This window comes from Enterobacter asburiae (assembly GCF_001521715.1).
GTDB lineage: Bacteria > Pseudomonadota > Gammaproteobacteria > Enterobacterales > Enterobacteriaceae > Enterobacter > Enterobacter asburiae.
In genome coordinates this window covers 3145003-3167111 of the sequence record NZ_CP011863.1, presented here as the reverse complement: position 1 = coordinate 3167111, position 22109 = coordinate 3145003, and the positions used below count along the sequence as shown (strand labels likewise).

16 protein-coding genes, 1 tRNA gene, 2 rRNA genes and 1 pseudogene are annotated in these 22109 nt (G+C 56.1%); 7 read left to right on the top strand and 13 right to left on the bottom strand.

Features of this window, described 5'->3' with window-relative positions:
• Window positions 1-5: 5 nt before the first annotated feature.
• From phnK to ACJ69_RS15265, 11 genes are all read right to left on the bottom strand, one after another.
• Window positions 6-761 (bottom strand): phosphonate C-P lyase system protein PhnK, encoded by a 756-nt coding sequence (phnK, locus tag ACJ69_RS15315; RefSeq protein WP_059347278.1) that lies wholly within the window; start codon window positions 759-761, stop codon window positions 6-8.
• Window positions 758-1603 (bottom strand): alpha-D-ribose 1-methylphosphonate 5-phosphate C-P-lyase PhnJ, encoded by an 846-nt coding sequence (gene phnJ / locus ACJ69_RS15310; protein WP_023310087.1) that lies wholly within the window; start codon window positions 1601-1603, stop codon window positions 758-760. Before phnJ ends, phnK begins: the two co-directional genes overlap by 4 nt.
• Complete coding sequence (locus ACJ69_RS15305) at window positions 1596-2660, bottom strand: carbon-phosphorus lyase complex subunit PhnI (RefSeq protein ID WP_059347277.1); 1065 nt, start codon at window positions 2658-2660, stop codon at window positions 1596-1598. The genes phnJ and ACJ69_RS15305 overlap by 8 nt, the downstream gene beginning before the upstream one ends.
• Complete coding sequence (gene phnH, locus ACJ69_RS15300) at window positions 2660-3244, bottom strand: phosphonate C-P lyase system protein PhnH (protein WP_032662532.1); 585 nt, start codon at window positions 3242-3244, stop codon at window positions 2660-2662. The genes ACJ69_RS15305 and phnH overlap by 1 nt, the downstream gene beginning before the upstream one ends.
• A complete protein-coding gene (gene phnG, locus ACJ69_RS15295; RefSeq protein ID WP_033144437.1) occupies window positions 3241-3693 on the bottom strand; it encodes a phosphonate C-P lyase system protein PhnG in 453 nt (150 codons plus the stop codon). The genes phnH and phnG overlap by 4 nt, the downstream gene beginning before the upstream one ends.
• Entirely contained in the window at window positions 3694-4419 is a 726-nt protein-coding gene (gene phnF, locus ACJ69_RS15290) for a phosphonate metabolism transcriptional regulator PhnF (protein ID WP_023310091.1), read from the bottom strand.
• A 20-nt stretch (window positions 4420-4439) separates the two neighbouring features.
• Window positions 4440-5219, bottom strand: a complete 780-nt coding sequence (gene phnE / locus ACJ69_RS15285; protein ID WP_023334213.1) for a phosphonate ABC transporter, permease protein PhnE — start codon at window positions 5217-5219, stop codon at window positions 4440-4442.
• 50 nt (window positions 5220-5269) lie between these two features.
• Window positions 5270-6286, bottom strand: coding sequence for a phosphonate ABC transporter substrate-binding protein (gene phnD / locus ACJ69_RS15280; protein ID WP_048976469.1), 1017 nt, complete (start codon window positions 6284-6286; stop codon window positions 5270-5272).
• A 24-nt stretch (window positions 6287-6310) separates the two neighbouring features.
• On the bottom strand, window positions 6311-7099 hold the full coding sequence (gene phnC, locus ACJ69_RS15275; protein ID WP_023334215.1) for a phosphonate ABC transporter ATP-binding protein: 789 nt from the start codon (window positions 7097-7099) through the stop codon (window positions 6311-6313).
• Between the two features lie 136 nt (window positions 7100-7235).
• Window positions 7236-7673, bottom strand: coding sequence for a VOC family metalloprotein YjdN (gene yjdN, locus ACJ69_RS15270; RefSeq protein ID WP_047646860.1), 438 nt, complete (start codon window positions 7671-7673; stop codon window positions 7236-7238).
• Between the two features lie 80 nt (window positions 7674-7753).
• Complete coding sequence (locus tag ACJ69_RS15265) at window positions 7754-8089, bottom strand: zinc ribbon domain-containing protein YjdM (protein ID WP_023310096.1); 336 nt, start codon at window positions 8087-8089, stop codon at window positions 7754-7756.
• 595 nt (window positions 8090-8684) lie between these two features.
• On the opposite strand from ACJ69_RS15265, the gene crfC reads away from it, so the two are divergent.
• Together crfC and ACJ69_RS15255 are read left to right on the top strand one after the other, a co-directional pair.
• The gene (crfC, locus tag ACJ69_RS15260; RefSeq protein WP_059347276.1) at window positions 8685-11039 is read left to right on the top strand and encodes a clamp-binding protein CrfC; all 2355 of its coding nucleotides are present in this window, start codon (window positions 8685-8687) and stop codon (window positions 11037-11039) included.
• A complete protein-coding gene (locus tag ACJ69_RS15255; protein WP_054829827.1) occupies window positions 11036-11911 on the top strand; it encodes a diguanylate cyclase regulator RdcB family protein in 876 nt (291 codons plus the stop codon). The genes crfC and ACJ69_RS15255 overlap by 4 nt, the downstream gene beginning before the upstream one ends.
• 51 nt (window positions 11912-11962) lie before the next feature.
• Here the strand turns inward: ACJ69_RS15255 and ACJ69_RS15250 are convergent.
• Window positions 11963-12772 (bottom strand): annotated as a pseudogene (locus ACJ69_RS15250) (2-keto-3-deoxygluconate permease); the annotation flags it as partial.
• Between the two features lie 67 nt (window positions 12773-12839).
• On the opposite strand from ACJ69_RS15250, the gene ACJ69_RS15245 reads away from it, so the two are divergent.
• The gene (locus ACJ69_RS15245; RefSeq protein WP_000019402.1) at window positions 12840-13820 is read left to right on the top strand and encodes an IS5-like element IS5 family transposase; all 981 of its coding nucleotides are present in this window, start codon (window positions 12840-12842) and stop codon (window positions 13818-13820) included.
• Window positions 13821-14311: 491 nt separating this feature from the next.
• Window positions 14312-15814 carry a glycine betaine/L-proline transporter ProP gene (proP, locus tag ACJ69_RS15240; protein ID WP_029740241.1) on the top strand — a complete coding sequence of 501 codons (1503 nt, stop codon included), beginning with the start codon at window positions 14312-14314 and terminating at the stop codon, window positions 15812-15814.
• 33 nt (window positions 15815-15847) lie between these two features.
• On the opposite strand, the gene ACJ69_RS15235 is transcribed toward proP, so the two are convergent.
• Window positions 15848-16801, bottom strand: coding sequence for a nickel/cobalt transporter (locus tag ACJ69_RS15235; protein ID WP_059347275.1), 954 nt, complete (start codon window positions 16799-16801; stop codon window positions 15848-15850).
• Window positions 16802-17297: 496 nt separating this feature from the next.
• Between ACJ69_RS15235 and ACJ69_RS15230 the strand changes: the two genes are divergently transcribed.
• From ACJ69_RS15230 to ACJ69_RS15220, 3 genes are all read left to right on the top strand, one after another.
• A 16S ribosomal RNA gene (locus ACJ69_RS15230) occupies window positions 17298-18837 on the top strand.
• Between the two features lie 85 nt (window positions 18838-18922).
• A tRNA-Glu gene (locus tag ACJ69_RS15225) sits at window positions 18923-18998 on the top strand.
• 192 nt (window positions 18999-19190) lie between these two features.
• Window positions 19191-22096 (top strand): 23S ribosomal RNA (locus tag ACJ69_RS15220).
• Together the 16S and 23S rRNA genes with 1 tRNA gene alongside form the textbook arrangement of a ribosomal RNA operon.
• Window positions 22097-22109: the final 13 nt, after the last annotated feature.

Below are 22109 nucleotides of genomic sequence, written 5' to 3'. Positions count from 1 at the left end.
GCCTCTTAATTCTGTAATACCGAGGACACCAGCAGCTGGGTGTACGGATGGTGCGGATCGTCGAGCACCCGGTCGGTTAACCCACTTTCCACCACCTGGCCCTGTTTCATTACCAGCAGGCGGTCCGCCAGCAGGCGCGCAACGCCCAGATCGTGGGTGACAATCACCACCGCAAGGTTCAGCTCCACCACCAGGCCGCGCAGCAGGTCGAGCAGGCGCGCCTGCACGGAGACGTCCAGCCCGCCGGTGGGTTCATCCATAAACACCAGCTTCGGATGGGTGACCAGGTTGCGGGCAATCTGCAGGCGCTGCTGCATCCCGCCGGAGAAGGTTGTCGGCAGGTCGTCGATGCGCGAGGCGGGGATTTCCACCTCTTCCAGCCAGCGCTGGGCGGTGGCGCGGATGTTGCCGTAGTGGCGCGCGCCGGTGGCCATCAGGCGTTCGCCGATGTTGCCTCCGGCGGAGACCTGACGGCGCAGGCCGTCCATCGGGTGCTGATGCACCACGCCCCACTCGGTGCGCAGCAGGCGACGGCGCCCGGCCTCGCTCATGCCGTAAAGGGATTGGCCCTCATACAGAATGTCGCCGTTCTGCGGCGTCAGGCGCGCGGAGATGGACTTCAGCAGGGTGGTTTTGCCGGAGCCGGACTCGCCGACGATCCCCAGCACCTCGCCCGGCCACAGCTCGAACGACACGTCGCTAAAGCCTTTGCCCGGCGCATACAGGTGAGTCAGGTTATTAACCGAAAGCAGCGGTTTCATTGGCCGTTAGCCTCGCTCTGTTGGCGGCAGTAATCGGTGTCGGAGCAGACAAACATCCGTTTGCCCGTGTCGTCCAGCACCACTTCGTCCAGATAGCTGTGTTTGGATCCGCAGATGGCGCACGGCTCGTCCCACTCCTGCACCGTAAACGGGTGATCGTCGAAATCGAGACTTTCCACGCGGGTGTAAGGCGGAACGGCGTAGATGCGTTTTTCGCGCCCGGCGCCGAACAGCTGCAGGGCGGGCATCATGTCCATCTTCGGGTTATCGAATTTCGGGATCGGCGACGGGTCCATCACGTAGCGCCCGTTCACCTTCACCGGGTAGGCGTAGGTGGTGGCGATATGGCCGAAGCGGGCGATGTCTTCATAGAGTTTGACCTGCATGACGCCGTACTCTTCCAGCGCGTGCATGGTGCGGGTTTCCGTTTCGCGCGGCTCGATAAAGCGCAGCGGCTCCGGGATCGGCACCTGGAAAATTAAAATCTGATCTTCCGTCAGCGGGGTTTCGGGGATGCGGTGACGGGTCTGGATCAGCGTCGCGTCTTCGGTTTTTTCGGTGGTATTAACGCCGGTGACGCGCTGGAAGAAGCTGCGGATCGACACGGCGTTGGTGGTGTCGTCGGCGCCCTGATCGATGACCTTCAGCACGTCCGCTTCGCCGATCACGCTGGCGGTGATCTGAATACCGCCCGTGCCCCAGCCGTAGGGCATCGGCATTTCGCGGCCGCCGAACGGCACCTGATAGCCCGGAATGGCCACCGCTTTAAGTATCGCGCGGCGGATCATGCGTTTGGTTTGCTCGTCCAGATAGGCAAAGTTGTAGCCGCTTAAGTTAGCCATTTTTGCGCTCCCGTTGCAGGCGTTTCAGCAGTTCCAGTTCGGCCTGGAAATCGACGTAGTGCGGCAGCTTGAGGTGCGAGACAAAACCGGCGGCCTCAACGTTATCCGCGTGGGCCAGCACGAACTCTTCGTCCTGCGCCGGGCCTGCAACGTGCTCGCCGTAGTCCGGCGCCTGCAGGGCGCGGTCGACCAGCGCCATTGCCATGGCCTTGCGCTCGCCGAGGCCGAATACCAGCCCGTAGCCGCGGGTAAAGTGCGGGTCTTCGTCTTCCGGGGCGACGAAACCGTTGACCATTTCACACTCAGTCATCAGCAGTTCGCCGACGTTCACCGCAAAACCCAGCTCTTCAGGCACGATTTCGACGTCGATGTAGCCGCTGCGAATTTCGGCCGCAAACGGGTGGTTGCGCCCGTAGCCGCGCTGGGTGGAGTAGGCCAGCGCCAGCAGATAGCCTTCGTCGCCGCGCATCAGCTGCTGCAGGCGGGACGAGCGCGAGCACGGGTAAACCGGCGGCGTGCGGGTGATGTCATCCGGCTGCGCGCCTGAGTCTTCCTCCGCCTTCGCCAGGCCCTGTTTTGCCAGCAGGCTGAAGACGTGCGGAGACGGTTCCTGTTCGGCATCGGAGGTGCCGAGCGGCGGCGCTTCGCCGTTCGCCAGCAGGGTAAAATCCAGCAGGCGATGGGTGTAGTCGTAGGTCGGGCCAAGCAGCTGGCCGCCGGGAACGTCTTTATAAACGGCAGAAATGCGGCGCTCCAGGCGCATCTCCGCCGTATTCACCGGCTCGCTCACCGCCAGTTTAGCAAGCGTGGTGCGGTAGGCGCGCAGCAGGAAGATGGCTTCCACGTTGTCGCCGCTGGCCTGCTTCAGGGCCAGCGCCGCCAGCTCGCGGTCGGCGATGCCGCCCTCGGTCATCACGCGGTCGACGGCGAGGTTTAGCTGCTGTTCAATCTGGGCGACGCTCAGCTCGGGAAGCCGTTCATCGCCCCGTCGTCTGTGCGCCTGTAGCGCATGGGCGGCGGCGATGGCCTTCTCGCCCCCTTTGACGGCAACGTACATCAGCACACCTCCACGTGGGTGGTCCGCGGAATTGCCAGCAGGCGCTCGCCGCAGGTCAGGATCAGGTCAATGCCCAGCGGGAACGGGTGCGGGCGTTCGGTCAGCTCGTGAATGATGCACTCCGGCAGCTGCGGCGCGACCATGCGCTCGTCGGCGATGCCTGCCCCCGTGAGGCGCAGCATGCGGCCGCCGCTCAGGCTGGAGACCTGCAGGATCAGCGTGGCGCTGGTCTCCGGGGCGACGGCGCTGCCTTCGCTCAGGGCATTCAATTGTTCATGGCTGATTTGCTCGTCGGCCACGGCAAAAACCGCCTGCTGGGGCTGATCGACCAGCGGGGCGCTGGTGTGAAAACGCAGGTTCTGGCTGGCGATATCGTTCGACAGCGCGCCCGAGAGCCACACCGGAGTGTCGTTATCGGCAAGCGTCAGCAGTACGCTGGTGGTCGCCAGGTTCAGCGGCAGCCAGCCCTGGGAGAGCTGGTGCAGCGAGACGATCACGCCCGGCTCGCTCATCGCCTTCAGCAGGCGACGAAAACTGTGTTGGGCATCCTGGACGGCCAGGGTAAAAGCAGGTTGAAGCGTCATGCGTTGTCTCCGCGAACGAGCGTAAAGAAGTCGACCCGGCTGGTATTCACTTCGGCCTGACGTGCGGCAATGCGCGCGGCGCGGTCGGCTTCCAGCGGGGCTATAAGGGTTTCCATTAACGTCTGGAAATAGGGTTGTTCCTGTAAAAGCGCGTCGATCACCGCGCAGCGCTCGGCGTGCGCTTTGTCGCGCCCCAGCACGTAGCTGTAGCCCAGCGTGCCGCTGTTCAGGCGGATCGCGGCGCGGGTGAGGGTGGCGTCTCCGGCGAAAAAGCGCTCGCCGGTGCCGCCCATGCGCGCTTGGATCTGAACGAGGCCGATCTCCGGGGCGCGAAGTGTGTCGTAGTCTGGCGTCAGGCTGAGCGCGTTCATGCGGGCAGCCAGCGCAGCAGGCTGGCTGTGGGCCAGCACGCGCATCCAGCGCTGTCGGGTGGCGGTGTCGAAGTGCATTCAGTGCTCCATAGTGAATTCGATCATGTCGGCGCGGGTCAGGCTGACGGAGTATTCCGTCGCGTTGATCTCGCCGTCACGGTGGTTGAGGGTGCGCACGCAGAGCAGCGGGGCCATATTGGGGATTTCGAGCACCTTGCTCTCTTTCGCCTGCGCGCGACGGGCGCTGATGCGCGTCTGGGTGCGCTTGAGCGCAATGCCTGTCGCATCCTGAAGAAAATCATGCAGCGAGCCGCTGGAGAAATGCTGGAGCACGGGCCAGAGGGCGAGGTCCGCAAAGTAGTGGTCTATCTGGCATACCGCCACGCCGTTAACGCGACGCAGGGTACGCAGGTGAATGACGTCGTCGCCCTCCTGAATGCCCAGCGCGTCCGCCACGTGGCTGGAGGCCGGACGCAGCACCGAAAGCAGCTTTTCGCTGGTCGGGTGGCTGCCCTGATCCAGCAGGTTCTGGCTAAAGCGCGCCTGGGCGTTCAGCGGGTAGTCGAACGGGCGCATCAGCACCAGCACGCCCACGCCCTGACGGCGCTGGACCCAGCCGCGCTCGACCAGCTGGTCAATGGCGCGACGCAGGGTGTGGCGGTTCACCTCATAGCGGTCGGCAAGCTGCTGCTCGGCGGGCAGGTAGTCCCCGCAGCGGTAGTGCGTGCGCAGCTCCACTTCGAGCTTTGCCGCAATCTCTTGCCAGCGGGTAGGGTAACTGGTCGGATGTCTGGATAAGTGCATAGAAAACAAAGCCTCGCTTCTCAGATGAAGTGCTTACGCAAACGTTGAGAGAGGAAATCCAGCAGGCTGACGGTGACGATGATGAGCACCATCAGGGCGCAGGTTTGCTGGAACTGGAAACCGCGAATCGCTTCCCACAGGGTGACGCCAATCCCGCCTGCGCCCACCATGCCGACCACCGTCGCGGAGCGGACGTTGGACTCAAAGCGGTACAGGGAATAGGAGATCAGGAGCGGCATAACCTGCGGCAGGACGCCATAAAGGATTTCTTCTATTTTGTTGGCGCCCGTTGCGCGGATGCCTTCCACCGGGCCGGGCTCGATGGCTTCGACCGCTTCAGAAAGCAGCTTGGAGAGCACGCCGGTGGTGTGGATGAACAGCGCCATCACGCCCGCGAATGGACCCAGGCCAACGGCGACCACGAACAGCATCGCAAAGACCATCTCGTTGATGGCGCGACAGGCGTCCATCAGGCGACGCATCGGCTGATACACCCACCACGGCACGATGTTTTCGGCGCTCATCAGGCCAAACGGAATGGAGAGAACGACGGCAAGGGCGGTGCCCCAGACGGCAATTTGCAGGGTGACCGCCATTTCGCTGAGATAGTCCTGCCACTGGCTGAAGTCCGGCGGGAAGAAGTCGGCGGCGAAAGTCGCCATGTTGCCCGCGTCTTTGAAGAGCAGCAGCGGATCCATTTCCGCGCCCTTCCAGGAGATAACCAGCACCGCCAGCAGGATGGCCCAGCTTATGAGCGAGAACCAGCTGCGCTTTGGCGGTGGGAGGGTGATGGTTTGCATGTTGGCTCCTTAAGCTGTTCTCCCTCTCCCTGTGGGAGAGGGAACTTGAGTTACTGCACCGCTTTATTCACGCTCGTCATTGCACCGAGCGCGGCGGTCAGGCGATCGAGGTCTTCCAGCTGGGCCTGAATGGTGGCCACTTTGCTGGTCTTCTCCTCGTCCTTCAGCCCTTTGTTGTCCTTCACGCCCTGCATCTCTTTAAACAGCGCCAGCTGACGAATCGGGACCAGCTGCAGGTCGCTTGACGGGCGGAACGGTGCCCAGCCCAGACGCGCCAGGACCGCTTTCTCTTCCGGCGTTTTGCCATAGGTCATAAAGAAGTCGTACACCTTGTCCTTGGTGCTCTCGGAGAGATTTTTACGCCAGACGATCGGGTCGCCCGGGATCAGCGGCGATTTCCAGATAACCTTGATCTCTTTCAGCTTGTCCGGCGCGGAGGTCTTGAGCTTGTCGAGGTTCTCGGTGTTGTTGGTAGCAACGTCCACCTGCTTGTTGGCCACGGCCAGGGCGTTGGTTTCGTGGCTGGCGTTCACCGTGCGTTTGAAGTCGCTGGCGGAGGCGTTGTTTTTGGCGAAGACGTAGTAGCCAGGGACAAGGTAGCCGGAGGTCGAGTTCGGGTCGCCGTTGCCGAAGGTCAGCTCTTTGCGTTTGGCGAGCATGTCGTTGAGGTTGTTGATCGGGCTGTCTTTGTTCACGATCAGCACGCTCCAGTAGCCCGGGGAGCCATCTGCCGCGACGGTCTGGGCAAACACCTGGCCGTTCGCGCGGTCCACCGCTTCCATGGCGGAGAGGTTGCCGTACCAGGCGATGTCCACTTTATTAAAGCGCATCCCCTGGATGATGCCCGCGTAGTCCGGGGCGAAGAAGGCGTTCACTTTGATTCCCAGCTTGGTTTCCATATCTTTCAGGAACGGTTCCCACTGAGGCTTCAGGTTCTGCTGTGATTCCGTCGAAATAATGCCGAAGTTCAGCGCTTTTTCCTGCTCTTGTGCATACGCCGGGCTTAACAGGGTGCTGAGGCTGAACATGCTGGTAAAGGCCAGCGCGGCAACGGCTTTGTAGCTCATGTACTTTCCTCGGATCGGGTTTAATTAAGCAGCCTGCGCGTTCTCTTCGACGCGGTTAATGCTGCGGTAGAGATGGTCAAAACGTTCGTTATCAAACTGATGGCTCGCGCCATCAAAGAACACGTGTCCTTGACGCAGGGCGACAATGCGTTCGCAGTAGCGCAGGGCGTAATCCACCTGATGCAGCGTGACCACCACGGTGATGCCGTCGTTCTGGTTAATGTCGCGCAGGGTTTCCATCACGATGCGGGCGGACTCCGGGTCCAGCGAGGCAATGGGTTCGTCAGCGAGAATGATTTGCGCTTTTTGCATCAGGGCGCGGGCAATCGCCACGCGCTGCTGTTGTCCACCGGACAGGGTGGAGACGCGCTGGTGGGCGAAATGCGCCATGCCGACGCGGGTCAGCGCCTGTAAGGCTTCCTGCTTCTGCGAAGGGGAGAACCAGCGCAGACAGGTGCGCCAGAACGGGGTACTGCCGAGCGCGCCAATCAGCACGTTCTCCAGCACCGTCAGGCGGTTCACCAGGTTGAACTGCTGGAAGATGTAGCCCGTCTGGGCGCGGCTCTTGCGGATATCGCTGGCGAGACGCCCCGCGCGCTGCACGGTATTGCCCAGCAGCTCGACGTGGCTTTCCGGCGTTTTATCGCAGGTGATAAGACCGCTTAAATGACGCAGAAGGGTGGATTTACCGGAACCGGATGGCCCCAGCAGCGCCACCATTTCGCCCTGCTGGACGGTCAGATCAACGGCATGCAGAGCCTTATTGTGATTGAAGGTCTTGCTCAGTTTCTCGACGCGGATGACGGTTTGCATGTGCTGGGCCTCACGATAAATGTGGCCTCATGCTGGCGCATCAATGTGACATTTGGGTTAAGTCTGGGTTGCGGGAGTTTGAAGAGTTGAGGGGAGTTTAATGACAGGCGGAGGCAGACGGCTCTCCGCCAGAAAATTAGTGCTGCTGCTTAACGACGTTAATCATCCACGGCACGCCGTATTTATCGGTGACTTTACCGAAACCGTGTGCCCAGAAGGTTTCCTGCCAGGCCATGTCGATATTCCCGCCCGCGGCGAGGTTGTCAAACCAGCGTTTGCCTTCATTAACGTCCTGGGTATCGAGTACCAGCGTGAAACCCGCGTACTGCGCGTTGCTGCCCGGCGGCATTCCGTCGCTCATCATGATATCGCTGCCCGCAATGCGAACGTTGGAGTGAGCGATAGCCGAATCCGGAAATTGCATACCGGACGGACAGCCTTCATCGCTGTTATCGCTTTTTGGCATTTCGCCGAAGGTGATTTTATAGAGGAGTTCTGCGCCGACGGCTTGCTGGTAGAAAGAAGTAGCTTCTGCACAGTTGCCGGCGAACGAGATGTAGGGACTTAACGGCATAATCTTTACCTCACGTAAGAAAAGCTCGTTAAGTGTAGTTCCCGAAAGCCCGGTAAGCGAAGCGCCACCGGGCGGGTAAATCAGTTCTTTTTCACGAACTCTGATTTCAGCTTCATCGGACCGAAGCCGTCAATTTTGCAGTCGATATTATGATCGCCTTCAACCAGACGGATATTCTTCACTTTGGTGCCAATCTTCAGCATGGAAGAACTGCCTTTCACTTTCAGGTCTTTAATCACGGTTACGCTGTCGCCGTCCGCCAGCAGATTGCCGTTCGCATCTTTGACGACAAGTGCATCAGCATCGTGTGATGGTTCGGCATCATTCCATTCGTGAGCGCATTCCGGGCAGATGAACATGCCATTATCTTCATAGGTGTATTCAGAATTGCATTTTGGGCAGTGTGGGAGTGACATATCGGTATCCTCAAAAAGTGTAAACGCGCTGGAAAGTGCCAGCTAAATGACGGCAGCGTGCCGAAAAAGGCGGCAAGTATAGCGCAAATCCACACGTTTGTCGGTGGCATTGTGAATTAAAAAAATGCAAAAAGCGTATCGGGAGTGACACTTCGTGTCAGTCAGTTAAGCGATGCTTACCTCATTAACACGGTGGGAAGAAATGACGCTAAATATATCGAATATTTTATTGCAGCAAATTGCTACGCTCCTTCATTTCGGATAAGGTGAAGCGACACGTTGTTATTTATCTCCTGACTTCGCTGCCATCCATATCTTTTGGCAGGGGCCTATTACCTCTCTTTTTAGGTGGGTAAATAATGATGATATATCCTGAAGTTTCTTAAAATTGGGCTACGCTTTTTTCCTTTGGCCGTCAGGCCAGAAGGGGAGCTATACACGCCATGCAAGGATAGCGAATTATTTCTGATTATCATCAATCAGTTATATTTCGGCGAACATGTTTTCCACACGTGATCATATAAGCCTGAACAACATAATTAATACCAGTGGCTTAATAAAAGTAATAAATTTGCGTTAAGGAAAGGCTTTTATCATGCACACACAGACCATTTTTGAATTAAGCCAGGAAGCTGAGCGTTTGTTACAGCTCGCCCTGCAAAACCTTGATACGTTGAAATCAATGCCGACTGCGATGCTGGAGAGCACCGCGGCTGCTATTACGGGTGAAAAGAACAACGTTTTACCTTTGCATTTTAGCGCGCGCGGTGTCGAAGCGCAGCAGGCGATGCTGAATAATGAATTACGAAAAATAACCCGGCTGGAAATGGTCCTGGCTATTGTGGGCACCATGAAAGCGGGAAAATCGACCACCATTAATGCGATTGTGGGGACCGAAGTGTTGCCGAACCGCAATCGTCCGATGACGGCGCTCCCTACCCTGATTCGCCACACGCCGGGCCAGAAGGAGCCGGTGCTGCATTTCTCACATGCCTCACCTATTGATGAATTGATCCAACTGCTCCAGAAAAAGCTATGCGATTACGATCGCGGAAAGCTCGCTCAGCATCTGGAAATTGATAAAGACATGAATACGCTGCTGGAGCGCATTGAAAAAGGAGAGGCTTTTGAGAAGCATCACCTGGGCGCGCAGCCGATATTTCATTGTCTGAAAAGCCTCAACGACCTGGTGAGGCTTTCCCAGGCGCTAGGCGTGGAGTTTCCCTTCTCTGAATATGCCGCCATCGAACATATTCCGGTGATTGAAGTGGAGTTTGTGCATCTTGCGGGTCTGGATGCTCACCTCGGACAGCTGACGCTGCTCGATACGCCCGGGCCGAATGAGGCCGGACAGCCGCATCTGCAAAAAATGCTCAGCGAGCAGTTGTCCCGCGCGTCGGCGGTGCTGGCCGTGATGGATTATACCCAGCTTAAATCCATCTCTGATGAAGAAGTCCGCCAGGCCATTTCCGCGGCGGGAAAATCCGTGCCGCTGTATGCCCTGGTCAATAAATTCGATCAGAAAGATCGCAATAGCGATGATGAAGAGCAGATCCGGGCGATGATCTCCGGCACCTTAATGAAAGGCAATATTTCGCCTGGCCAGATCTACCCCGTTTCGTCCATGTGGGCCTATCTGGCAAACCGCGCTCGCTACGAGATGAGTACCCACGGACAGCTGCCGGATCATCAGGAGCAACCCTGGGTGCAGGACTTTGCCGAAGCGGCGCTTGGGCGTCGCTGGCGCACGGCGGACCTGGACGATATCGACCATATTCGTCATTCTGCCGATTTGCTCTGGGAAGATTCGCTTTTCGAACAACCGATACGCAAGCTGATTTACGCCGCCTATGCCAATGCCTCGCTTTACGCGCTGCGTTCGGCCTCGCATAAGCTGCTCAACTACGCACAAAATGCCCGGGAGTACCTCGACTTCCGCTATCAGGGGCTGACGGTTGCCTTTGAGGCGCTGGAACTGAATATCGCACGTCTGGAAGAGGATATGGCGCTTCTCCAGACGCGCCAGAGCGTGGTGAGCGATGAGGTGAAACATGAAGTTGAGGAGGCGCTGAACGCTACCGCGGACTTTATGGGCGCCCAAAAAACCGCGCTTAACCAGGCGATTGGCGAGGTGTTCAGCGCTCAGCATATTCTTGATTTGGCTGGCATCGATCGGCAGAACCCTCACGGTGACGAGCCGCACGAGCTGAAGCAGCTGGTTCTGGACGATGAAGGGAAGGCGCAGATCGCGCTGAGTAAAATCCGCTCCTCCTGCGAACTGGTGATGCTGGATGCACAGACGAAAATCTGCCGGGAGCTGGCGTTACGCTTCGACCAGCTTGAATCTACGCTGGCGCGTTCCCTGAACGAAGCCATGCGCCCCATCGAAACGCGTATTAAAGAGCATCTGAGCCATGCGGGTTTTCGGGCGCGAATCAGTTTCCCGGCGTTTCAGGCTCACCAGCTTAACTTCAACACGCGGGCGCTTTTTAATGATGCAATAGCGCAGGATGACAGCCAGGCAGGCCCGTCATCAGGCGGGAGCAGTATGCGAGAAACGGTCTCTCGCTGGCTCAATAACCCGGGCTGGGGCTGGGATGAGTATGTGGAAACGCGCACGCGATATGTTATCGATATTGCGCAGCTACATGACAAATTTAAGCAACATATTGAGCTGTTTTGTGAACAAATACGTAAAGCTTTGTCCGCGCAGGTCGATGTCTCTGTTACGGCAGGAATGGCGACGTTCTTTGCAGAATTTTCGCTGTGCCTGACCGGGTTACAGGAAAGCTTGCGTGATAGCCTCGCAGTGCGTCAACAGAATGAGCATTCAACCCGAGCGCTCTGCCAGCTGTTGAAGCAAAGTATTACGACTGCGACGTGGATACAGGAAGATACCCGACTGTTACGCGATGATATTCAAACTCTATTCGCGGCAGAGCAACCATGACAACACCACTACTGGACGGCCCCGGGCGAACGCTGGAGTGTATTAATCCAAAATTTATGGTCGATCTGGTTCAGGGAGTAGACGCGGCGCGTCATCCTCACCTGGGACCACAACAGCTTCAGTTTCGTGAGCGTTTGACTCAGGAAATCATGACGCATACCCGGCTACGCCCCTGGGCGATGGCGGGTATGCTCAATGAAAATGCGGCGCTGCGCCTGGGGCTGGCGGAAAAACTGGCCGGCATGCTTGACCCGGGTCATCTCGCTCTGACGCTGATGGCAGAGAAACTGATTGCTTTGCGCCAGCAGACGCACCCGCGCGCCCAGCAGTCCCCCGGTCTGATGCAGCAGTACGCTGAACTCGCCTCTCATTTTACCCAACGCGCAGCCTATAAAGAGAAGGCACTAACCCAGCGCGGGCTGACGGTGCAGGCGGGCGAGCACAGCGAGCAGATTTTTACCCGCTGGCGGGCCGGGCACTATGATGGCTGGTCGCTGGCCGGGCGCTGTTTTATCGTCCTGGAAGAGTTGCGCTGGGGGGCATTTGGTGACGCATGCCGCCTCGCGAATGAAGATGTGGCGGCAATGCTTAAGGATAACCTGCGCAGCATGGCGGCTAACTATCTGGCACAGGGCATTAATGCATCCCCCACGACCCGCCATTTCTATCACCAGTGGCTGACAACGCCGGCCTCTCCGGGTTTAATCGATCATAAAGACATGCTGGGCTGGCTGGGGGACTGGTGTCAGGCGGATCAACATCCGGTGAGCTGGTCAGTGACGCAAAACTGGCAGACCGTCGCGCTGGGTATGCCAAGGCTCTGTTCGGCAAAACGGCTGGTGGACGCGATGGTGGAAGAGATTTTTGGGTAAACCCCTTCTCGCTCACCCTCTCCCCGTTGGGAGAGGGAATGGTGCGGTGTGTTAATGATTCATTTCTATCGGCTTCGGTTCAGGCAGGGTCTCTTGCATATTCCCGTAGCGTTTCGCATACAGCGCCGTGATGATGGGGACCAGAATCGCGGTGACAATTACGCTCGCGGCAACCAGTGCCGTTGCTGAAGCGGCGACCGGTTCGAAGGCCGGGTTAATTTGGGCGATAATCACCGGGTTTGCAACAGCAGCCCCCGCGGCTGAAGAGGCGGCGACGCCGGCCGTGCCGTTTCCTCCTCCGATTACGCGGTCGGCAATAATCAGCGGAATACCGGTGATGACGATCACGGCGACACCCAGCACAATGCCCAGCAGGCCGGTGTCGAGAATGACCTTCAGGTTGATGGTGTTCCCCAGTGCGAAACCGAAGAACGGGATCAGCACCGGCGTGGCTTTGCTGAAGAAATCACGCAGATCGCGGTCGAGATTGCCAAGGGCGAAACCGACCAGGAAGGGCAGGATTGCGCCGACAAAGTGGTGCGGCTCAAACGAGGCCAGGCCAGCAGACCCCAGGATCAGCATCGTCATCAATGGGCCGGACTCCAGAGACATCAACACAAATGCGCCGGACTCTTCTTTCGTTCCGTACTGGTTCATCAGGCTGGCGTACAATCCGCCGTTGGTCATATCCATTGCCGAGACAATCGCCAGGACTGATAAACCCGCAAAGAACCCGGTCTGAATTCCATTCTCCGGAATGAACATCGCGCATATCATTGCCACCGCCCAGGCTACCGCTATTTTGGTTATCACCAGCGTTCCGGATTTCCGTAATACTGTCCCCGTTGCCCGCAAATTAAGGAAGGTGCGAACAAGTCCCTGATATGAGATCATGTTTGTCATCTGGAGCCATGGAACAGGGTTCATCATGAGTCATCAACTTACCTTCGCCGACAGTGAATTCAGCAGTAAGCGCCGTCAGACCAGAAAAGAGATTTTCTTGTCCCGCATGGAGCAGATTCTGCCATGGCAAAACATGGTGGAAGTCATCGAGCCGTTTTACCCCAAGGCTGGTAATGGCCGGCGACCTTATCCGCTGGAAACCATGCTACGCATTCACTGCATGCAGCATTGGTACAACCTGAGCGATGGCGCGATGGAAGATGCTCTGTACGAAATCGCCTCCATGCGTCTGTTTGCCCGGTTATCCCTGGATAGCGCCTTGCCGGACCGCACCACCATCATGAATTTCCGCCACCTGCTGGAGCAGCATCAACTGGCCCGCCAATTGTTCAAGACCATCAATCGCTGGCTGGCCGAAGCAGGCGTCATGATGACTCAAGGCACCTTGGTCGATGCCACCATCATTGAGGCACCCAGCTCGACCAAGAACAAAGAGCAGCAACGCGATCCGGAGATGCATCAGACCAAGAAAGGCAATCAGTGGCACTTTGGCATGAAGGCCCACATTGGTGTCGATGCCAAGAGTGGCCTGACCCACAGCCTAGTCACCACCGCGGCCAACGAGCATGACCTCAATCAGCTGGGTAATCTGCTGCATGGAGAGGAGCAATTTGTCTCAGCCGATGCCGGCTACCAAGGGGCGCCACAGCGCGAGGAGCTGGCCGAGGTGGATGTGGACTGGCTGATCGCCGAGCGCCCCGGCAAGGTAAGAACCTTGAAACAGCATCCACGCAAGAACAAAACGGCCATCAACATCGAATACATGAAAGCCAGCATCCGGGCCAAGGTGGAGCACCCATTTCGCATCATCAAGCGACAGTTCGGCTTCGTGAAAGCCAGATACAAGGGGTTGCTGAAAAACGATAACCAACTGGCGATGTTATTCACGCTGGCCAACCTGTTTCGGGCGGACCAAATGATACGTCAGTGGGAGAGATCTCACTAAAAACTGGGGATAACACCTTAAATGGCGAAGAAACGGTCTAAATAGGCTGATTCAAGGCATTTACGGGAGAAAAAATCGGCTCAAACATGAAGAAATGAAATGACTGAGTCAGCCGAGAAGAATTTCCCCGCTTATTCGCACCTTCCTTAACGTGGTTTGTTTTTCCGTTAAGAAAGAAATAATGACGCGCGGGAGGATGTTCTTTAGGCGGGGTAAGGATGTGCTTATTGGCACTCCTTGACAAAAATTGGACTGAGTTGACGAGACGCGAAAATATGTGTGAAGTTGATCACAAATATAAACGCTGGTAGGGTAAAAAGGTCATTAACTGCCCAGGCAGGCGTCAACAGGTTCGGTTGTATCGACGTAAAACGTCAATGTAAGTAAACCTGCTACGCTTGAATAAGGCGATTCGCATGGAGCGGATCCCATGGTTCACAGAACGCTAACTGGACTGTGAAACAGACAGGGCCGAGTCAACGAGGATAGCTATGCTGAGAAGGAAAAAGATTAAACCCATCACGCTTCGCGACGTCACCATTATTGATGACGCAAAGCTGCGTAAAGCCATTACCGCAGCCTCGCTCGGTAATGCGATGGAATGGTTCGATTTTGGTGTCTACGGCTTTGTGGCCTATGCGTTAGGTAAAGTGTTTTTCCCCGGGGCCGATCCCAGCCTGCAGATGATTGCCGCACTGGGTACGTTCTCCGTTCCCTTCCTGATTCGCCCGCTGGGCGGTCTGTTCTTCGGTATGCTCGGCGATAAATATGGTCGTCAGAAGATCCTGGCCATCACCATCGTCATTATGTCGATCAGTACATTCTGTATCGGTCTTATACCGTCTTACGCCACCATCGGCATTTGGGCACCCATTCTCCTGCTGATTTGTAAGATGGCGCAGGGCTTCTCCGTCGGCGGTGAATATACCGGTGCCTCAATCTTCGTTGCCGAGTATTCCCCGGACCGTAAGCGCGGATTTATGGGGAGCTGGCTGGACTTCGGCTCGATTGCTGGATTTGTCATGGGCGCAGGCGTAGTCGTGCTGATTTCAACCGTGGTGGGTGAAGATAACTTCCTCGACTGGGGCTGGCGTATCCCGTTCTTCCTGGCATTGCCGCTGGGGATAATTGGTCTTTACCTGCGTCATGCGCTTGAGGAGACGCCCGCGTTCCAGCAGCACGTCGAAAAACTGGAACAGGGTGACCGCGAAGGGCTGCAGGATGGTCCGAAGGTGTCGTTCAAAGAGATTGCCACTAAACACTGGCGCAGCCTGCTGACCTGTATTGGCCTGGTGATTTCGACCAACGTGACCTACTACATGCTGTTGACCTACATGCCGAGCTACCTGTCGCATAACCTGCACTACTCGGAAGATCACGGTGTGCTGATTATTATCGCCATCATGGTGGGTATGCTGTTTGTGCAGCCGATTATGGGCCTGTTGAGTGACCGTTTTGGTCGTCGACCGTTCATTATTCTGGGAAGCGTTGCGCTGTTTGCTCTGGCCATTCCGGCATTCATTCTGATTAACAGCGATGTGCTGGGGCTGATTTTTGCCGGTCTGCTGATGCTGGCGGTGATCCTTAACTGCTTTATCGGGGTGATGGCCTCAACGTTGCCCGCGATGTTCCCGACGCATATTCGCTACAGCGCGCTGGCCGCGGCCTTTAACATCTCGGTGCTGATTGCCGGTCTGACCCCGACGCTTGCCGCCTCGCTGGTCGAGAGCACGCAGAACCTGATGATGCCGGCTTATTACCTGATGGTGATTGCGGTGATTGGTTTGATTACCGGTCTTACCATGAAGGAGACGGCTAATCGCCCTCTGAAAGGCGCAACGCCTGCGGCGTCTGACATCCAGGAAGCGAAAGAGATCCTGCGCGAGCACTACGATAACGTAGAGCAGAAGATTGAAGATATTGACGCAGAGATTGAAGAGCTGCAGAAAAAACGCTCCCGACTGGTGGACCAGCATCCACGCATCAACGAGTAATAAAGAAACCCGCCAACGGCGGGTTTTCTTTTATTAGCATCCGGCAGCGATGTAGTCACCATTGGCGCTGATGGGGATCACCGTCAGGAACAGCACCGTCGCAAACAGGATCAGGACTACCCCTCCGGCTATTTTGACTGCCGGTACCAGCCATCTTAGTGAGGCGCTTTCTCCGAACCAGGTCACCGTGCGCTCGCGGGCGTAACGCACTGCCAGGGAAAGCCCCACAATAGAAAGTGCGGTGCCTAAAGACATAGTCATGACTGCGGCCACTCCCCAGGTGACAATGCCCAGCGCATTCGAAAACATCAGAATCATGATCGCCCCGCTGCACGGACGTGCGCCAATCGCCAGAATCACGCCCAGACGGGTTTTCCAGTCGCCCTGCGTCAGGTCTGTACCTACGCCGTGATGGCCGCAGCCACAGTGTTCATCGTGCTGATGAAGCGGCTTGATGGCGGAGATAGACATCCTGCGCGGGCGCAGGCTCTTCAGCGCCTGATAAATGACAAAAGCACCGAATGCGCCAATAAGCACAGCGCTTATCTTCTCCACGTACCAGCGGCTGGTACTAATATCCCCGGAGGCGAGGTTAAACCCCACCGCCAGAATAAAGACAAACAGAATGGCGCTGACGCCCTGCATCAGGCTACCCAGGAAGGGGACGACCCGGGCGGCCAGCTCGCTTTCCTTATTGGTGGTCAGATAGGTCGTCACGATGAATTTTCCGTGTCCGGGCCCGATGGCGTGAAGGACACCATAAAGGAAAGCCCCCGTTAACAGCCATAATCCGCCGCTGTACTGGTGGTTATTAAGCTGCAGCAGATACATCACCAGATAGCGGTGCAGCGTAATTTGCGTGGCGAGACACCACTGGATAAAGGCGTTCCAGTGCGCATGCAGGGTAAAAACGGCAAAGAGGAGTGCCAGCAGCATCACTCCTGCAGTAGGGAGACGCCAGTCGCGGGCGAGGCGTTGTGTGGTCATGAGGGTGGGCCTGCACAGAGGAGAATATTTGCCGCTAGTATAGTTGATCTTCTCGCTCAATTCGTGGGATCGCATCGCGATCCGCTCATGATTGTGGATAACTTTGTGCATAAAAGGGTATAAGGCGGGGTTTTGCTGTGGAATGCAGCAGTCAGTCATTTTTCTGTCATTTAGCGGTTGCGGCCTGTTGAGAACTCCCTATAATGCGCCTCCATCGACACGGCGGATGTGAATCACTTCACAAACAATCCGGTCGGTTGAAGAGAAAAAATCCTGAAATAACGGGTTGACTCTGAAAGAGGAAAGCGTAATATACGCCACCTCGCAACGGTGAGCGAAAGCCGCGTTGCACTGCTCTTTAACAATTTATCAGACAATCTGTGTGGGCACTCAAAGTGACATGGATTCTTAACGTCGCAAGACGAAAAATGAATACCAAGTCTCTGAGTGAACATACGTAATTCATTACGAAGTTTAATTCACGAGCATCAAACTTAAATTGAAGAGTTTGATCATGGCTCAGATTGAACGCTGGCGGCAGGCCTAACACATGCAAGTCGAGCGGTAACACAGGGAGCTTGCTCCTGGGTGACGAGCGGCGGACGGGTGAGTAATGTCTGGGAAACTGCCTGATGGAGGGGGATAACTACTGGAAACGGTAGCTAATACCGCATAACGTCGCAAGACCAAAGAGGGGGACCTTCGGGCCTCTTGCCATCAGATGTGCCCAGATGGGATTAGCTAGTAGGTGGGGTAACGGCTCACCTAGGCGACGATCCCTAGCTGGTCTGAGAGGATGACCAGCCACACTGGAACTGAGACACGGTCCAGACTCCTACGGGAGGCAGCAGTGGGGAATATTGCACAATGGGCGCAAGCCTGATGCAGCCATGCCGCGTGTATGAAGAAGGCCTTCGGGTTGTAAAGTACTTTCAGCGGGGAGGAAGGCGATAAGGTTAATAACCTTGTCGATTGACGTTACCCGCAGAAGAAGCACCGGCTAACTCCGTGCCAGCAGCCGCGGTAATACGGAGGGTGCAAGCGTTAATCGGAATTACTGGGCGTAAAGCGCACGCAGGCGGTCTGTCAAGTCGGATGTGAAATCCCCGGGCTCAACCTGGGAACTGCATTCGAAACTGGCAGGCTAGAGTCTTGTAGAGGGGGGTAGAATTCCAGGTGTAGCGGTGAAATGCGTAGAGATCTGGAGGAATACCGGTGGCGAAGGCGGCCCCCTGGACAAAGACTGACGCTCAGGTGCGAAAGCGTGGGGAGCAAACAGGATTAGATACCCTGGTAGTCCACGCCGTAAACGATGTCGACTTGGAGGTTGTGCCCTTGAGGCGTGGCTTCCGGAGCTAACGCGTTAAGTCGACCGCCTGGGGAGTACGGCCGCAAGGTTAAAACTCAAATGAATTGACGGGGGCCCGCACAAGCGGTGGAGCATGTGGTTTAATTCGATGCAACGCGAAGAACCTTACCTACTCTTGACATCCAGAGAACTTTCCAGAGATGGATTGGTGCCTTCGGGAACTCTGAGACAGGTGCTGCATGGCTGTCGTCAGCTCGTGTTGTGAAATGTTGGGTTAAGTCCCGCAACGAGCGCAACCCTTATCCTTTGTTGCCAGCGGTTCGGCCGGGAACTCAAAGGAGACTGCCAGTGATAAACTGGAGGAAGGTGGGGATGACGTCAAGTCATCATGGCCCTTACGAGTAGGGCTACACACGTGCTACAATGGCGCATACAAAGAGAAGCGACCTCGCGAGAGCAAGCGGACCTCATAAAGTGCGTCGTAGTCCGGATTGGAGTCTGCAACTCGACTCCATGAAGTCGGAATCGCTAGTAATCGTAGATCAGAATGCTACGGTGAATACGTTCCCGGGCCTTGTACACACCGCCCGTCACACCATGGGAGTGGGTTGCAAAAGAAGTAGGTAGCTTAACCTTCGGGAGGGCGCTTACCACTTTGTGATTCATGACTGGGGTGAAGTCGTAACAAGGTAACCGTAGGGGAACCTGCGGTTGGATCACCTCCTTACCTTAAAGAACCTGCCTTTGTAGTGCTCACACAGATTGTCTGATGAAAAGTAAATAGCAAGGCGTCTTGCGATTGAGACTTCAGTGTCCCCTTCGTCTAGAGGCCCAGGACACCGCCCTTTCACGGCGGTAACAGGGGTTCGAATCCCCTAGGGGACGCCACTTGCTGGTTCGTGAGTGAAAGTCACCTGCCGTCATATCTCAAAACTCATCTTCGGGTGACGTTTGAGATATTTTCTCTTTAAAAATCTGGATCAAGCTGAAAATTGAAACGACACACATGTTATGTGTGTTCGAGTCTCTCAAATTTTCGCAAGTCGATGATGAATCGAAAGAAACATCTTCGGGTTGTGAGGTTAAGCGACTAAGCGTACACGGTGGATGCCCTGGCAGTCAGAGGCGATGAAGGACGTGCTAATCTGCGAAAAGCGCCGGCGAGGTGATATGAACCTTTGACCCGGCGATGTCCGAATGGGGAAACCCAGTGTGATTCGTCACACTATCGTTAACTGAATACATAGGTTAACGAGGCGAACCGGGGGAACTGAAACATCTAAGTACCCCGAGGAAAAGAAATCAACCGAGATTCCCCCAGTAGCGGCGAGCGAACGGGGAGCAGCCCAGAGTCTGAATCAGCTTGTGTGTTAGTGGAACGGTCTGGAAAGTCCGGCGATACAGGGTGACAGCCCCGTACACGAAAGCACACAGGTTGTGAACTCGAAGAGTAGGGCGGGACACGTGGTATCCTGTCTGAATATGGGGGGACCATCCTCCAAGGCTAAATACTCCTGACTGACCGATAGTGAACCAGTACCGTGAGGGAAAGGCGAAAAGAACCCCGGCGAGGGGAGTGAAAAAGAACCTGAAACCGTGTACGTACAAGCAGTGGGAGCACCTTCGTGGTGTGACTGCGTACCTTTTGTATAATGGGTCAGCGACTTATATTCTGTAGCAAGGTTAACCGTATAGGGGAGCCGAAGGGAAACCGAGTCTTAACTGGGCGTTAAGTTGCAGGGTATAGACCCGAAACCCGGTGATCTAGCCATGGGCAGGTTGAAGGTTGGGTAACACTAACTGGAGGACCGAACCGACTAATGTTGAAAAATTAGCGGATGACTTGTGGCTGGGGGTGAAAGGCCAATCAAACCGGGAGATAGCTGGTTCTCCCCGAAAGCTATTTAGGTAGCGCCTCGTGAACTCATCTTCGGGGGTAGAGCACTGTTTCGGCTAGGGGGCCATCCCGGCTTACCAACCCGATGCAAACTACGAATACCGAAGAATGTTATCACGGGAGACACACGGCGGGTGCTAACGTCCGTCGTGAAGAGGGAAACAACCCAGACCGCCAGCTAAGGTCCCAAAGTCATGGTTAAGTGGGAAACGATGTGGGAAGGCACAGACAGCCAGGATGTTGGCTTAGAAGCAGCCATCATTTAAAGAAAGCGTAATAGCTCACTGGTCGAGTCGGCCTGCGCGGAAGATGTAACGGGGCTAAACCATGCACCGAAGCTGCGGCAGCGACGCTTATGCGTTGTTGGGTAGGGGAGCGTTCTGTAAGCCGTTGAAGGTGTGCTGTGAGGCATGCTGGAGGTATCAGAAGTGCGAATGCTGACATAAGTAACGATAAAGCGGGTGAAAAGCCCGCTCGCCGGAAGACCAAGGGTTCCTGTCCAACGTTAATCGGGGCAGGGTGAGTCGACCCCTAAGGCGAGGCCGAAAGGCGTAGTCGATGGGAAACAGGTTAATATTCCTGTACTTGGTGTTACTGCGAAGGGGGGACGGAGAAGGCTATGTTAGCCGGGCGACGGTTGTCCCGGTTTAAGCATGTAGGCGGAACGATTAGGTAAATCCGGTCGTTTATTAACGCTGAGGTGTGATGACGAGGCACTACGGTGCTGAAGTAACAAATGCCCTGCTTCCAGGAAAAGCCTCTAAGCATCAGGTAACATCAAATCGTACCCCAAACCGACACAGGTGGTCAGGTAGAGAATACCAAGGCGCTTGAGAGAACTCGGGTGAAGGAACTAGGCAAAATGGTGCCGTAACTTCGGGAGAAGGCACGCTGATATGTAGGTGAAGCCCCTGCGGGTGGAGCTGAAATCAGTCGAAGATACCAGCTGGCTGCAACTGTTTATTAAAAACACAGCACTGTGCAAACACGAAAGTGGACGTATACGGTGTGACGCCTGCCCGGTGCCGGAAGGTTAATTGATGGGGTTAGCGGCAACGCGAAGCTCTTGATCGAAGCCCCGGTAAACGGCGGCCGTAACTATAACGGTCCTAAGGTAGCGAAATTCCTTGTCGGGTAAGTTCCGACCTGCACGAATGGCGTAATGATGGCCAGGCTGTCTCCACCCGAGACTCAGTGAAATTGAACTCGCTGTGAAGATGCAGTGTACCCGCGGCAAGACGGAAAGACCCCGTGAACCTTTACTATAGCTTGACACTGAACACTGGTCCTTGATGTGTAGGATAGGTGGGAGGCTTTGAAGCGTGGACGCCAGTCTGCGTGGAGCCGACCTTGAAATACCACCCTTTAATGGCTGGTGTTCTAACGTAGACCCGTAATCCGGGTTGCGGACAGTGTCTGGTGGGTAGTTTGACTGGGGCGGTCTCCTCCCAAAGAGTAACGGAGGAGCACGAAGGTTAGCTAATCCTGGTCGGACATCAGGAGGTTAGTGCAATGGCATAAGCTAGCTTGACTGCGAGAGTGACGGCTCGAGCAGGTGCGAAAGCAGGTCATAGTGATCCGGTGGTTCTGAATGGAAGGGCCATCGCTCAACGGATAAAAGGTACTCCGGGGATAACAGGCTGATACCGCCCAAGAGTTCATATCGACGGCGGTGTTTGGCACCTCGATGTCGGCTCATCACATCCTGGGGCTGAAGTAGGTCCCAAGGGTATGGCTGTTCGCCATTTAAAGTGGTACGCGAGCTGGGTTTAGAACGTCGTGAGACAGTTCGGTCCCTATCTGCCGTGGGCGCTGGAGAATTGAGGGGGGCTGCTCCTAGTACGAGAGGACCGGAGTGGACGCATCACTGGTGTTCGGGTTGTCATGCCAATGGCATTGCCCGGTAGCTAAATGCGGAAAAGATAAGTGCTGAAAGCATCTAAGCACGAAACTTGCCCCGAGATGAGTTCTCCCTGACCCTTTAAGGGTCCTGAAGGAACGTTGAAGACTACGACGTTGATAGGTCGGGTGTGTAAGCGCAGCGATGCGTTGAGCTAACCGATACTAATGAACCGTGAGGCTTAACCTTACAACGCCGAAGC

What these genes read in the sequence shown, in the direction of transcription:
- ACJ69_RS15235 (WP_059347275.1), bottom strand. Translation starts at nt 16,801, where the DNA reads ATGACCACACAACGCCTCGCCCGCGACTGGCGTCTCCCTACTGCAGGA.
- yjdN (WP_047646860.1), bottom strand. Translation starts at nt 7,673, where the DNA reads ATGCCGTTAAGTCCCTACATCTCGTTCGCCGGCAACTGTGCAGAAGCT.
- phnH (WP_032662532.1), bottom strand. Translation starts at nt 3,244, where the DNA reads ATGACGCTTCAACCTGCTTTTACCCTGGCCGTCCAGGATGCCCAACAC.
- phnK (WP_059347278.1), bottom strand. Translation starts at nt 761, where the DNA reads ATGAAACCGCTGCTTTCGGTTAATAACCTGACTCACCTGTATGCGCCG.
- phnC (WP_023334215.1), bottom strand. Translation starts at nt 7,099, where the DNA reads ATGCAAACCGTCATCCGCGTCGAGAAACTGAGCAAGACCTTCAATCAC.
- phnF (WP_023310091.1), bottom strand. Translation starts at nt 4,419, where the DNA reads ATGCACTTATCCAGACATCCGACCAGTTACCCTACCCGCTGGCAAGAG.
- proP (WP_029740241.1), top strand. Translation starts at nt 14,312, where the DNA reads ATGCTGAGAAGGAAAAAGATTAAACCCATCACGCTTCGCGACGTCACC.
- ACJ69_RS15305 (WP_059347277.1), bottom strand. Translation starts at nt 2,660, where the DNA reads ATGTACGTTGCCGTCAAAGGGGGCGAGAAGGCCATCGCCGCCGCCCAT.
- phnD (WP_048976469.1), bottom strand. Translation starts at nt 6,286, where the DNA reads ATGAGCTACAAAGCCGTTGCCGCGCTGGCCTTTACCAGCATGTTCAGC.
- phnJ (WP_023310087.1), bottom strand. Translation starts at nt 1,603, where the DNA reads ATGGCTAACTTAAGCGGCTACAACTTTGCCTATCTGGACGAGCAAACC.
- ACJ69_RS15265 (WP_023310096.1), bottom strand. Translation starts at nt 8,089, where the DNA reads ATGTCACTCCCACACTGCCCAAAATGCAATTCTGAATACACCTATGAA.
- ACJ69_RS15255 (WP_054829827.1), top strand. Translation starts at nt 11,036, where the DNA reads ATGACAACACCACTACTGGACGGCCCCGGGCGAACGCTGGAGTGTATT.
- ACJ69_RS15245 (WP_000019402.1), top strand. Translation starts at nt 12,840, where the DNA reads ATGAGTCATCAACTTACCTTCGCCGACAGTGAATTCAGCAGTAAGCGC.
- phnE (WP_023334213.1), bottom strand. Translation starts at nt 5,219, where the DNA reads ATGCAAACCATCACCCTCCCACCGCCAAAGCGCAGCTGGTTCTCGCTC.
- phnG (WP_033144437.1), bottom strand. Translation starts at nt 3,693, where the DNA reads ATGCACTTCGACACCGCCACCCGACAGCGCTGGATGCGCGTGCTGGCC.
- crfC (WP_059347276.1), top strand. Translation starts at nt 8,685, where the DNA reads ATGCACACACAGACCATTTTTGAATTAAGCCAGGAAGCTGAGCGTTTG.